Origin of the sequence: Paenibacillus sp. FSL R5-0341, assembly GCF_037975235.1 — a bacterium.
GTDB classification, from domain to species: Bacteria; Bacillota; Bacilli; order Paenibacillales; family Paenibacillaceae; genus Paenibacillus; species Paenibacillus amylolyticus_A.
Genome location: NZ_CP150241.1, coordinates 6,285,172 through 6,298,718 on the forward strand (window position 1 = coordinate 6,285,172; position 13,547 = coordinate 6,298,718).

At 47.0% G+C, this 13,547-nt stretch carries 12 protein-coding genes; 2 read left to right on the forward strand and 10 right to left on the reverse strand.

Translation table 11 applies throughout. From position 1 onward, the window contains the following. Positions 1 to 17: 17 nt before the first annotated feature. The 3 genes from MKX75_RS28205 to MKX75_RS28215 form a co-directional block, all read right to left on the reverse strand. Positions 18 to 1,613, reverse strand: a complete 1,596-nt coding sequence (locus MKX75_RS28205) for an extracellular solute-binding protein (RefSeq protein WP_339167704.1) — start codon at positions 1,611 to 1,613, stop codon at positions 18 to 20. A gap of 69 nt (positions 1,614 to 1,682) precedes the next feature. Beyond that, complete coding sequence (locus MKX75_RS28210) at positions 1,683 to 2,564, reverse strand: carbohydrate ABC transporter permease (RefSeq protein WP_145150450.1); 882 nt, start codon at positions 2,562 to 2,564, stop codon at positions 1,683 to 1,685. Between the two features lie 30 nt (positions 2,565 to 2,594). Then, positions 2,595 to 3,536: an ABC transporter permease subunit gene (locus MKX75_RS28215; RefSeq protein ID WP_339167705.1), complete on the reverse strand. Its 942-nt coding sequence runs from the start codon at positions 3,534 to 3,536 to the stop codon at positions 2,595 to 2,597. 448 nt (positions 3,537 to 3,984) lie between these two features. Here MKX75_RS28215 and MKX75_RS28220 point away from each other — a divergent pair, with 448 nt between their 5' ends. Further along, positions 3,985 to 4,767 carry an ABC transporter ATP-binding protein gene (locus tag MKX75_RS28220; RefSeq protein WP_339167706.1) on the forward strand — a complete coding sequence of 261 codons (783 nt, stop codon included), beginning with the start codon at positions 3,985 to 3,987 and terminating at the stop codon, positions 4,765 to 4,767. A 200-nt stretch (positions 4,768 to 4,967) separates the two neighbouring features. On the opposite strand, the gene MKX75_RS28225 is transcribed toward MKX75_RS28220, so the two are convergent. The 5 genes from MKX75_RS28225 to MKX75_RS28245 all read right to left on the reverse strand — a co-directional run bounded on the left by MKX75_RS28225 (position 4,968) and on the right by MKX75_RS28245 (position 9,934). Continuing rightward, on the reverse strand, positions 4,968 to 5,696 hold the full coding sequence (locus MKX75_RS28225; protein WP_339167707.1) for a class I SAM-dependent methyltransferase: 729 nt from the start codon (positions 5,694 to 5,696) through the stop codon (positions 4,968 to 4,970). A 151-nt stretch (positions 5,697 to 5,847) separates the two neighbouring features. Further along, the gene (locus tag MKX75_RS28230) at positions 5,848 to 7,143 is read right to left on the reverse strand and encodes a glycosyltransferase (RefSeq protein WP_076332075.1); all 1,296 of its coding nucleotides are present in this window, start codon (positions 7,141 to 7,143) and stop codon (positions 5,848 to 5,850) included. 155 nt (positions 7,144 to 7,298) lie between these two features. Continuing rightward, positions 7,299 to 8,174: a diguanylate cyclase gene (locus MKX75_RS28235; RefSeq protein ID WP_339167708.1), complete on the reverse strand. Its 876-nt coding sequence runs from the start codon at positions 8,172 to 8,174 to the stop codon at positions 7,299 to 7,301. 128 nt (positions 8,175 to 8,302) lie between these two features. Next, entirely contained in the window at positions 8,303 to 9,415 is a 1,113-nt protein-coding gene (locus MKX75_RS28240) for a glycosyl hydrolase family 8 (RefSeq protein WP_339167710.1), read from the reverse strand. Positions 9,416 to 9,493: 78 nt separating this feature from the next. Then, positions 9,494 to 9,934, reverse strand: a complete 441-nt coding sequence (locus tag MKX75_RS28245) for a MarR family transcriptional regulator (RefSeq protein ID WP_248278100.1) — start codon at positions 9,932 to 9,934, stop codon at positions 9,494 to 9,496. A gap of 224 nt (positions 9,935 to 10,158) precedes the next feature. On the opposite strand from MKX75_RS28245, the gene MKX75_RS28250 reads away from it, so the two are divergent. Next, a complete protein-coding gene (locus MKX75_RS28250) occupies positions 10,159 to 10,599 on the forward strand; it encodes a GNAT family N-acetyltransferase (protein WP_062836676.1) in 441 nt (146 codons plus the stop codon). 165 nt (positions 10,600 to 10,764) lie between these two features. Here the strand turns inward: MKX75_RS28250 and rlmN are convergent, their stop codons facing one another. Together rlmN and MKX75_RS28260 are read right to left on the reverse strand one after the other, a co-directional pair. Next, a complete protein-coding gene (gene rlmN / locus MKX75_RS28255) occupies positions 10,765 to 11,859 on the reverse strand; it encodes a 23S rRNA (adenine(2503)-C(2))-methyltransferase RlmN (protein ID WP_339167712.1) in 1,095 nt (364 codons plus the stop codon). Positions 11,860 to 12,038: 179 nt separating this feature from the next. Beyond that, positions 12,039 to 13,394, reverse strand: a complete 1,356-nt coding sequence (locus MKX75_RS28260; RefSeq protein WP_076332077.1) for a sodium-dependent transporter — start codon at positions 13,392 to 13,394, stop codon at positions 12,039 to 12,041. Positions 13,395 to 13,547: the final 153 nt, after the last annotated feature.

Sequence of the window (13,547 nt, forward strand, 5' to 3'; positions counted from 1 at the left end):
TTCATACCTTGGGAAACTTATTGCTGTGCAGCTTTATATCGATCATACTGCGCCTGTCTACCCGCAATAACCTGCTCAATATTCATCTTTTTCAATGTTTCAATATAACTGTCGAACTGATCCAGACTGGCGTCTCCGCTAATAAATTTGAAGTTCATCTCTTCCACATATGTCGTGATGTCAGGCATCGCCATGCTCTCCACACTCGCTTCATCCGTCAGTGCGTAGACAAACGGGAACGGCTCACGGATGTAAGGCTCCAGCTCCTTATCGAACTTGGCATGCCATTCGGCTACGACAGAATCAGCAGAGTCGGTGGATTGAATGTTAGGCAGATTGACCGGACCGATGCCGAGCTTCTGAATGTATTCATTGTCTTTGCCTTTGTCCGTGAATGTCTTCACGCCGTTCTCTTCCGTATACGTATCGTCCTTGATACCCCACGTATAATACGTCTGCGCTTCCTCACTTACGGCATAGTCCAGGAAACGGAAAGCAAGCTCCGGATTTTTGCTGTCACGTGTAATGCCGAAGATGCCACTTACCGGTGTACGTCCTACATAGAACTGATCGCCATGCGGTCCTTTTAGTGGCAAGATGCCTTTGAAGATGGGCTCTGCCGGATCATAATCCTTGAAGAGCGGGCTGTAGACCATCGACATGTACCAGCTAAAATTAAACGTCGCTCCCGTCACATCCTGAGAGATGCGCGAGGTCACCTGATCACTTGTCGTACTGGCATAATCCACGCCAAGCAGGCCTTCTTTGTACAGTCCGTTTAAATAGGTGAGATATTCCTTATAGGCAGGCTCATAATAGCTGAAATGTACCTTGCCTTGATCGTCTGCATAGAATTGATTGGACAGATCAAGTCCAAACGCCGGGCCAAAGGCCATCGACACAAATTTCGATTCCATGGACAGTGGAATTTCATCAGCCTGCCCGTTGCCATTCGGGTCATCCGTCTTGAATTTGCGCAGCATCGCCGTGAACTCATCCAGTGTAGTCGGTTCGTTCAATCCCAGCTGCTTCAGCCAGCGCTGATTGATCATAAACACTGGCATATAGTTGCGGGTGAGCGTCTGCTGCGGGATATAATACATTTTACCATCTGGCGTCGTTAAACTGGCTTTAACCGAAGGGGACTTTTCATATATTTTTTTGAGATTCACACCGTACTTATCCACCAGTTCGTTAATCGGGATAAACAGACCACTATTAATGTATTTCATGAGCTGATCCTGATCCGGCAGATAAACGATATCTGGCAATCCCGTACCCGCAGCCAGCCTCGGATTCACAGCATCCGCGTAGTTCTGCGGCGGAATGAGATCCCAATCGACCTCAACACCAGCATTGCTCTCGATTTTCTTCACGATTGCGGCGGTAGACAGATCCACATTGGTCGTCCATGCGTTGGTGCCGAGAACAGACAATTTAGCATCCGGCTGATCGGTTACAGGACCTGCACCAGTGTAATTAAATGCTGGTTCCGAGCTGGTTGGGGTACTTCCCGCATCATTCCCCGCCCCTGTTCCACCGCTACAACCCGCAAGGCTGATTGCCAGTATCGCTGCCATTACACTTTTTCTTCCTGCCCCTTTAAATCTCATCCATCATTCCTCCTTAGGTATGATCCACTTTGAACTCCCTTGAATGACATGACACTTAAGTAATTAAAGCTATCCTTTCACGGCTCCGAGGGTGATGCCCTTAACGAAGTACCGTTGGATAAACGGGTAGATCGTAACAATCGGCAGAATACTGACCACAATGGATACATAACGAACCTGAAGGGAGGAGACCGCTAGTGCGCCCGAAGTCATCGTACCTCCCATCTTCTGCATCACTTCCGGCGAAGCCATGATCAGCACTCTTCGCAGGAACATCTGTAAGGGCTGCATATCCTGTTTGCCCAAATATAATAGGGCCGAGAAGAAGTTGTTCCAGTGGAATACCGCATAGTACAGGGTAAGTACAGCCAGTGTTGGCTTAATGATGGGAACCGCCAGACGGTATAGCATTGTCATCTCGTTGGCCCCGTCTATGCTGGCACTCTCGAATATCTCATTCGGTATTCCTTCAAAAGCCGAGCGGCAGATCATGACGTTAAACGTAATCACCAGCACAGGCAGCACCATGACCCAGCGGGTATTGTACAGTCCAAGTGAGGTAATGAGCATATAGACCGGAATGAGTCCACCCGAGAAATACATCGTGAAGGCAATGAAAAAATTCAGTTTTCTACGCAGAAAAAATTGCTGTCTCGATAACGGAAAGGCGGCGAGGCATGTTGCCACGATGTTCAACAGTGTGCCAACCACGGTGTACCAGACGGTGTTGTAGAATGACACCCACAACTCCTTGTATTGCAGGACCATTTGATAACCTGACAGGGTGAAACCGACAGGCCACAGCACGACTTTTTGTTTGTCGATGGCATCCACCGAGCTGAATGAAATACTGATTACGTACAGGAAGGGATACAACGTAATCACGACCGCCAGTATGGTCAGCAGGTAGACACATCCGTAGAACAACCGGTCACTACTCGATTTTTGCATACAGGATCTCCTTTGGGTTCGGTTATGGTGTTACCAGAGTGACATCTTGGTGAGGCGTCGGGTCATGGAATTGGCTGCAAAGACCAGCACAAATGTGATAATGGAGTTGAACAAACCCACTGCTGTGGCGAAGCCGTAATTCTGTCCCTCAATTCCCATCCGGTAGACGTAGGTCGACAATACATCAGCAGTTTCGTAAGTAGCTCCGTTGTAGAGCAGATATACTTTCTCAAAACCTACGCTCATAATGCCGCCAAGCGACAGAAGCAGGAGGATGACGATTGTTGGTTTGATGCTGGGAAGGGTCAGGTGCCAGAGCTCCTGAAACTTGTTGACCCCGTCAATTTTGCCGGAATCGTACATCTCGGGATCAATGCCCATAATGGCTGCGATGTAGATGATGGAGCTGAAGCCGAAGCTCTGCCAGATGTCGGAACTGGTGAAGATGGTTCGAAACCAGCCAGCCTCCATCATGAAGTTAACTTTGTCCATGCCAAGACTCGCGATGAGGGTGTTCACAATACCGTCTGTTGGTGACAGGAAGTTAATAATCATGCCGGCTACAACGACGGTGGAGATGAAGTGAGGAAGGTACGTAACGGTCTGGGCAAATCGCTTGAATGTCCGGTTCTTGATCTCCACGATGCAGACCGCGAATAAAATTGGAATGGAGAACCCGAACAGGAGTGGCAGGAAGGCGAGCAGAAATGTGTTACGCAGCAGTCGCCAGAAGTAAATGGAATTCACGAACTGCTCAAACCAGCGAAGACCCACCCATTCCCCACTGAACATGCCCTGCCCCGGTAGAAAATTGCGAAATGCCAACAGCACACCAGGCATCGGAAGGTACATGAAGATAAGGTAATACAGAAAAATTGGCGAGAACATCAGCAACAAATACTTATCCCGTCTGATCAAGCTGAACAACGTAGACATGCGTCTCTTCACCTTAAATCGCTTCCCTTCGTTCATAATTACAACGTTTGAATTTTTAGACGATCATAGCCTTCATAATTGGTACATGGATTATAATTATCCATATATCAATTCTATTACCATTGATAATTTGCTATTTTTTTATCATTGTGACTAGAACTGATTCGCTTCACCCAATGCTTAAACCATAATTACAACGTTGTAATTTTACCCTAAATGTATACGCTTACATAAACTTTTTCCCATCTTAGCAAAGTCTTCAATGTTTGGCAACAACAAAAATCAGTGTCATGCCTGGAACGTTCTAAATACAGTCCCGCATACGCGAGACTGCCCATTATAATCTACGCCTGATTCCGATATTCCATTGCTTCCTCATCATATTGGAACGGTAAGAACAGCGTAATGACCGTTGAAACCTCATTCGTTTTGTGACTACAATACACCTAGGACAATTGAGGATAACAGAAGGAAGGAATAATGCATGATTATTGATGTACAACATGTCACGTGGAAAAGGGGACCCCTAACCCTGCTGAACGATGTCAACTGGCAGGTTAATGACGGCGAACATTGGGCATTGCTTGGCCTGAATGGCTCCGGCAAAACAACACTCTTGAACATGATCACCGGGTATCTGTGGCCGACCGAAGGCAAAATTTCCGTGCTAGGTCATGAATATGGCGATGTGGATCTGAGAGAGCTTCGCAAGTCCATCGGCTGGGTCAGTTCTTCTCTGCAAGAGAAATTGTACGGCACGGATCGCACACAGTATGTCGTGATCAGCGGTAAACATGCCACCATTGGCTTATATGACAAGCTGTCAGATGATGATCTGGATCAGGCACAACAATTGATGCAAACGCTGGGCTGTCCGCACCTGTGGGATCGGGAATATCGTACCTGTTCTCAAGGCGAGAAACAGAAACTCCTTATTGCCCGAGCACTCATGGCCAATCCACGCGTACTCATTCTGGACGAGCCTTGTAATGGACTGGATCTGTTCTCAAGGGAGCGCCTGCTGGACAGCATTCGTGAACTAGCACAGCGTCCAGACACCCCTTCGCTCATCTACGTCACCCATCATACCGAGGAAATATTGCCTGTATTTAGTCATAGTCTTCTGCTTCGCCGGGGTGAAATAGTCAATAGTGGATTAACCAGCGATCTGATGAATACCGAAGTGCTGAGCAATTTCTTCGAGGCACCCGTGGAAGTTGATCGGCACGGGGAACGTGTCTATGTCAGAGCTGCGGCGGATTCATAATCGCGGGGTTATACACAGCAAACGTAGCATAGGTGTAGAAACAGAATAGTAAAAAGCCCAATATCTTATCCACATGTGGATAGATTTTGGGCTTTTTACTCCTATATCTAGTGTTATCCACTGTTTTCTGTGTAGAACTTTCTACTTTTTGAGTATAACTTAGCTGTTTCCATCTATTTATCTAAATGCATTATCACTCTCTACTTCCGGGCAGCCAGGAAAAGAAACAATGGAATCCGCTGCCTGCGCAGATAAGTTTCTTCGTTCATAAAATGAGCACGCTGTGGTGCTGACTCACGTAAATGTTCAATACGGAACCCCGCCCGTTGTAACGCCATATAGTACGATTCAATGGAACGATGCATCTTTTTCACAGAACCGCCCAGCCACTGTTGCTCACGAAATCCCTCCACAAAATACTGATCAACCACCCAATTCGTTCGAGTCCCGGAAGGTTGCAGCGTGGACGTGATCACAGGATGTTCTACCGAGAATATGAATGTCCCATTCTCTTTCAACGTATCGTATATGTTGCGGAACAGGCTGTCCACATCCTCAATATAGTGAACAGCCAGTCTCGATATCACCAGATCATACACGCTGGTCGGGTAGGTCCACTCTTCCATGAACGCTTGCTCAATCCGGGCATTCAATCCTTTTACTGATTGGTTAGCTGCCTGAATCATATTCACAGAACCCTCAATCCCCGTATACGTCGCACCTTCGCACTCTCCACTCAGCAATTCTGCGGCGAACCTTGCATCTCCACAACCGAGATCCAGTATATTCTTGCCAGCAACGTCTCCGATCAACTCCAGCATCACCGGCTTCTCCAATGTATCATTGGCGTTCTCCTGCCACTTACGACGTTCCATATACTTCTCGAAATTCGCTTCATTATCGTAAAAGTCCGATCCTCTGCCCTTCATTGCATAACCCCCATTTCTGTTAAGCATCCTCCTACTTACAGCCTGTAAGAGTATACAGAATATGGATGTGCCTGGCTATAACAAAAAGGCTGTTGCTTGAAATTATCCAGCAAACAGCCTCTCTGCCTTACCCTTATACGCTTATCGTTGCTTAGCCAAAACGTTGCGTCTTGTACCATTTGCTCTCGCGTTTCCGAATCTTGTCCATCAACAGCGAGTAGAATGCCTTGATCGAGATCAAAATGAACAGCTGTGCATACGTGAAGTAGGACACGCAGGCGTAGATGAAATTACGGGTATTGCTCTGTCCAATATCTGCGGCAAGTGCCAGATTGATCTGTAACACGTAAATAAAGTACATAAGTGCCCAACCAATGACCAGGAACACATACGCATCTCCAGCAAACTGGAACGGCGAACTTACCTCCGGTTTGAATATAGCAATGACTCGATAAACCAGATTCACGAGGAATATGATGTCCGATACAATGATCGCGAGCATGAACCAGAAATAACTGACGGCATAATAGATGACCAGCAACTTATTACGCCAACTGGAGCGGTTAAACAGGTTATGGATGTTATCCAGTACGACCTGGTAGTTCCCCTTGGCCCAGCGTTCACGCTGTTTCATGTATACACTAAGCTGTTCCGGCTCCTGCTGATAGGCTTCCGCTTGCGGCGCAAGCGCCACAAACTGTCCACGATTCAAAATCTCGAATGACAACGCGGTATCTTCTGTAATGGCTGTAACATCCCAACCACCAATTTCGCGGATCAACTCGGTTTTGATAATGTAGTTCGTTCCCGGGATGGAACCAAGCTGGAATAATTCCCACAGACCTGTGTGATACACACGTTGCGAAGTAATGATTTCCAGATTGATGCATTTGGAGAGGAAATTCTGACCTCTGTTGCGTGCTTTGTTTCTACCAAAAACAACACCATATTGTTCAGGGTTCTCAAGCGATTTTTGCGCCAAAAACATTAGTGAATTCCGCTCAGGTGCGGCATCTGCATCGAAGATACAGATCCAATCGCCCGTGGCTAGCTCCAGTCCGTCATTTAATGCTCCAGACTTGCCGCCTGTTCCCTTCCGCTCCATTACTGTCACATTACGATGCACATAACTAGTCTGACTAAGGAATGATCTCAGTTTCACTGCTGTATCATCTGTGCAGTTATCCGCGATCACGATGACTTGAACCTTATCCTCCGGATAATTCAGGCGCAGGATGTGCTCTACCGTCGCCACAATGACCAGACCCTCGTTGTGTGCAGGAACCATGACTGTGACTGTCGGATAATGATCCATATTGTCAGGGATCTGAATCCCTTTTTTGTCCTGTTTATTAATAAAACGAATCGCACCCGCCATAATAACAATCGACTCAAATACGGCAATCCAGATACTAAATATCGATAATATTAAAATAAAATCAGCCACTTACCTTCCTCCGATCATACTTGCGAATAACTTTCGATCGAAAACGAAGGGTTGCAATCGTTAACCAAATCGTAAATACCGCGAATAAACAACTGACGGCGATACAGATCGGGATGAACCAGGACATATAGTCCACAGCGCCTCTCTCCTTCCCGTTATATATATTCACCGATGAGATCGGTCTCTGTGTTTCGTTCAAGGGCAGCAATAACCGCGTCTATATCCTCATACTTGCTGAATTGCTCTTTCTGGAATACCAGAGCGCCGGATCTGATCACCGTCTGCAGCTCATTTCCCTTTTTATCAATCATGTGAAGATCCATTATCGCTTTTTTGATTCGCTCTGTAAGAACGGGCAGGTATTCCACATTCGCCATCGGACATAAAATGACAAATCGCCCGCGATCCACGAAAAATTTATAATCCTCATATCGAATCTGCTTCTGAATCGTATTCGAAATTTCAAGCAGGAACTGTGCATACCGGACAGAGCCAAGAGATTCCATCACCAGTGGCAAAAATTCAATCTTGAACATGGCAATGCTGAATCCATACTTTTGGGAGTACCGACGAGCAAGGTTACTGTGTTTAATTAACGTATCTGCCAGAGCATCCTTATTACCAAGCGTGGTATCCAGATCGATTTCGGGGTTAAGATCCTGCATATCCTGAAGACGTTCCACTACACGTGCACTGCGCAGCAGGCTTGCCTTGATGAACGCGGCCACAGCAACGTTGGCCGGGATGAGTAACCACCAGGAGAACACGAGCACATTCGCATCAGCGTAAGTAACAAGCCACACAAAATAGGAGACCAGGTATACAAAGCCCGCCACGACGGATACGCCAACAGGCAGCAAAAGACCAAATACCAATACACCCAGCGACACGATACTAAAAATCACATCCCCTGTAGTGTAGCTCTGATCCATATACACTTTAAGATAAATCAATAGTTGCTGCATTACGGCTAGTCCAATTAAAAGGGCATATCCCCATGCCATACGGCGGGTAGGTGCTTTATTTCTCATAGTTCCTTCTCTCCGTTGAATTTTTAGAACGCTTGTTCAAACTCACTTCTCTTATTTTTCAACATTTTATGACATGATTAGACAAAACTATGCTAACACATTGAACAGTTTATAAAATGACAAAATCATTACTTTTTAATGTTTTTCTGTAAATTCGTTTCTCCCAACAAAGGAAAAAGATTATCGAACAGATGTGTGTTGCCGTCAAATACATATCCACCTGGATAACGAGAGTCCTGGCCTCGCAACGTGATCATATGGTTATACAGCTGTTTGGCCCATTTTGGATCACCTGAACGCACAGCGAGTAAGATGGCGAGGCCATATACCGATGAAGATTCATAAGATACGGCAGGTGTGCGTGATTCTCGCTTATACTGTCCAGGCAGCTGATGCCGGGTGTTGAACTCCTTTTTCAAAAAAGAAATGAGCTTGTCCGGTTTGCGGTCGGTCACCGTTAGATGATTCGCCACGATCAACTGGTCGATCAGATTCACGGTATCATCATACGTATAATCTTTACGGACCACATCGAAGGTCTTCGGATAGAACAATCCATCGTCGGGCATCTTCTTCAGCAGCGCTTCGTACCTCGCATAGGTTCCTGGTTCCACCATTTGATGTTTTTCCATCGCTTGAAGTGCAGGCAGATCTACATAGACCAGGCTTAGCGTGTCCGTTGAATGTCCGCCTGCAAAATCGTGAAAATCCACTAAATATCCTTGCTTTTGAGCCGACTGTGTTAAGGCTCGGGAAATGGCTGCTGCTGTCGCCAACTTTGCCTCTCTCCCTTGCTCCCACTGATCTGCTGCCTGCAATAAGGCGCCTATAATACGAAGATCATCGCCAAGTGCATTGGTCGTCACATGGGATTCACCCTTGGCATCCAGCTTCCAGGCGATATACGGGTCTGGGGGCATGAGAAAATAAGTCGTCAGTTGCTCGTAGCTCTGCTCAAACATAGCCTGATCATCGCTCGCTGCGGCATACTCCATCCACAGACCGAGTGACTCCGACAGTGCCTCTCTACCCGCAACGATATCTGCTTCCTCCGAAGCTGCATCCTGTAAGTAGGTAGCCAGTGTCCCGTTAGGGTTGGTCATATTCTTTTCGATAAAAGATACCGTTGGGGATACTTCGTTCATTAGGAAACGCTCCCTTAACAACATCACGCTGGCTGCGGTAATAATGATCAGCATTAGGACCAGCCACGTTCGTTTTTTTCGAAATATGATCTTCACGCCATTCCTCCTGCACGTATACGACTGTGAACCCCTAACCCTTCTGGTCAAGGACTGAGACACATCTAAAGTTCGCATTTATTCGAGGTTATCCATATAGGGCCGTCGTCCACCCTTTTTGACAAATTTCCAGTCCACTTCAATGTTATGGCGCATCCGTCTGAGAAGATGAATGGCTGTCTCAATCTCTTCCTCTGTCAGACCATCCAGCGTCACCTGATCTGAATGCACGCCTTCTTTTCGAATAAATTCCCATGCTTCAAGCCCAGCTTCGGTGGGATACAACACTTTATTCTTCTTATTACCCATTGCTGGCTGTTTAATAATGAATCCATCCGATTCGAGTTTGCTAATGGCTCTGGCCGCAGTCGTGCGATCCACTTTGATCAGTTCAGCAAGCTGATTCGGAATAATGCCCGGATTCTCACAGATTCGATACAGATACAGATATTGTCCACGGGACAGGTTCAGATGCTGAAACTCGACATTACTGATGGAATCCAGACAGCGGGCAATCATGCCAATCTCACGCAGTACTTCTTTTTTCTCAGTCAACACATTCACGCCCCTATTAAATTGTTGCATTCGCAACATAATTGATGGTATAACTACAGTTGAAATGGTTTCAATTTTAAACATATAGCTCAAACCGTATACATGGAACGAAAATCGTTCCACATTCCTGTTATGTACCAGTTTATCACGTCAGGATAACATTACGTTCACCCAAAGGAGAAACATTCATGAATACAACGATTGTTGAAGTTAATAACCAGGAATTGCTCGATGCCTGCTTCGCGATTCGCACAGCTATTTTCGTTGAGGAACAAGGCGTTCCTGCTACGGATGAATTCGACGCTTATGATACATTAGACGCTGAAGCACGCCACATTCTGCTCTACGTGGACGGTGTACCTGCTGCTTCCTCCAGGCTGCGCGTGGTGGAACAGGTCGCCAAATTGGAACGAATCTGTGTCATGCTCGATTACCGCAAACATGGCCTGGGCCGTGTGCTGATCGACAAGCTGGAGCAGATGGCTCTCGCTCAGGGGCTTGAGAAGGCCAAGCTGCACGCACAAGTGCAAGCTTCCGGGTTCTACGAGCGCCTCGGATATGCGCCTGCATCTGACGTATTTATGGAAGACGGCATTCCCCATCTGCTGATGACCAAAAAACTAAAATAATGACACCAAAAAACGCCTCCGTCATCACTTCTCAGTGATATACAGAGGCGTTTTGTATCCAGGCAACGTATTCGCGATCCAACAACGGTAGATGGCACGTACAGAGTACAGGCACTGATTATAACAACCAAGCATCCTACTTATCTGCCAGCCCCGCGTTGTGTTTTATCCCAGTGCCAGACGGTCTGGCTCGGATTCGACAGCGTTGTTCTTCATTTGTTTACTACGCAACTGTCCGCAGGCAGCGTCGATATCGGTACCATGCTCCATACGTACAGTAGAGTTGATGTTGTTCTTTTTGAGCGTATCATAGAAGCCCAGAATCGATTCTTCTGTACTCCGTTGATACTGACTATGTTCATCCACCGGGTTGTATGGGATCAGGTTTACACTGACCATACTTCTGCGACTGGACAACAGTTCAGCCAGCTCCGCGGCATGCTCACGCTGATCGTTAACATCACGCAGGAGGATGTACTCAAACATGATGCGTTTGTTCGTTGTAGCCAGATAATAATCCACGGCATCCATCAATTGCTCGATCGGGAAAGCCCGGTTGATCTTCATGATGTGTGTGCGCAGTTCATTATTAGGTGCATGCAGAGAGATCGCCAGATTAACCTGCAGACTGCTGTCTGCAAATTCCTTGATCTTGTCCGGAAGGCCACTAGTGGATACAGTAATCCGTTTCGCCGCCAGCGCCAGTCCTTTGCGATCCTTGATGACTTCGATGAAATCACTCATGTGCTGGAAGTTGTCGAATGGTTCGCCAATCCCCATCACCACCACGTTGGTTACCCGCTCTTCTTGACCCGCTGCATCCAGATGTCGCTGCACATGCATAATCTGTTCCACAATCTCGCCAGCGGTCAAGTCTCGGCTCTTCTTGATCAGACCGCTCGCACAGAAGCTACAGCCAATATTACAACCGACTTGTGTGGTCACACATACGGTAAGTCCGTACTTTTGCCGCATTAATACCGTTTCAATCAGGTTGCCGTCCTGCATCCGAAGCAGAAATTTCACTGTACCATCTGCTGACTCCTGCTTCACATGTTCGCTCAGCGAGTTCATTGTGAAGTGTTCGGAGAGAACGTCCAGACATTCCTGACGGACATCGGACATCGCGGGAAAATCGTGTACACGCTCTTGATATAACCATTCCCAGATCCGGGATGCACGGGACTTCTTCTGCCCATGCTCCGGCAGCCAGGAACGTAATTGCTCTAATGTTAATCCATATATGGATGATTTGTTCATTGTATAATCCTCTTTTCGCAAAAAAGCATATGGCTTATCGGTCCTACCCAAAAAACCTCTACTCCGTATTGTCCCAAAATTGGCGAGGGAAAACAAGGGCTTTTGCATTTCTTCCAAGAGGTTTTATCCATGGTAAATGTGCACAACAGACAACATTTATGCCTATTTGGTCTTCACTTCTAGAAGTGAATGATACCGGATGTGTGCAGCAGAACCAGCAGAACCAGGATTGGTGCCACGTAACGCAGCATGAACAACCACACCCGGAACCATCCGGAACGCAGGCCGGAAGCTTCCGCAGCCGTTTTCCAGAAGTATCCTGCAAAAATCGTCACAAGCAGTCCACCGACAGGCAGCAGGATGTTGGACGCCATAAAGTCCATCCAGTCGAACACACTCTTCGACCCAATCGTCCATTCAGGCAGCAAGCCGAGCGATAATACCGAAGGGAGTCCTACGATGAAGACCGCGAGCGAAATCACCCATACTGCACGGTTGCGGCTCCAGGACAAGCGTTCCATGAAATATTTCACGGGAACTTCCAGCAAGGATACTGCAGACGTTAATGCTGCGATAGCCAGCAGGATAAAGAACAATCCCGCAAACAGGAATCCAAGTGGCATGGCCGAGAAGGCAGCCGGAAGTGCGATGAAAATCAATGACGGCCCTTGGTCAGGTGCAATACCGAACGAGAAGGTCGTTGGGAAGATAATCAGACCCGCAATGAGCGCATAGATCAGATCACCCGCACCGACGGCAACGGTAGCCGCACCGAGGGATTGATTTTTATCCACATACGAACCGTAGGTTACAAGAATACCCATCCCGAGTGACAGGGAGAAGAAGGCATGTCCGAGCGCAACCAGTGCGGATTCGGTTGTAAGCTGCGAGAAGTCTGGGTTCAGGAAAAATGATACACCCGCACCTGCACCCGGCAATGTAACTGCACGGATCATGAGTATAATCAGCAGTACCAACATCGCTGGAATCAGTACCTTGTTGAACTTCTCGATTCCGTTAGATACGCCTTTGGCAACAATCCAGCCTGTGATTAGAACCGAAACCAGTTGCCACACGATTGGCATGTAGCCACCTACAAAGGAGTTGAACTGTCCGGCATAATCCGGATTGTTAAACAATGTTCCACTGAAGGAAGTCACTGCATATTGCAATGTCCAGCCCGCAATAATGACATAAAAGGACAGGATGATAAACGGCGTCAATACTTGCAGCAATCCGGCTGCGAGCCAACCCTTATGTCCACCAGCTTTGATAAATGCTGTAGCTGCACTACCTCTGCCACTGCGACCAATCGCAAGTTCAGCGAGAAGAACTGGCAGACCAATCAGCAGTAAACACACGATGAAGAGCAGGAAAAACGCAGCTCCTCCGTTCTCACCCGTAATGTACGGAAATTTCCACATGTTGCCCAGACCAACCGAACTACCAATGGCTGCCAGGATAAATCCGGCACGCGAGAATCGCTCACCTGTGCCAGCGTTGTTTTGATCCAAATTAGGCTTACTAAAATTCATCGTATCTACTCCATCACTTTAAAGTTTTCCCGTAATTATATACTACTCCACGTGTCAGGTCATTCGAAAATCGAAATTTGTCGAAATGTTATTTATTTACATAAAAATACACACGAAAAACTTTATCCCATAAGTTCCCCTAGAAACAGTATG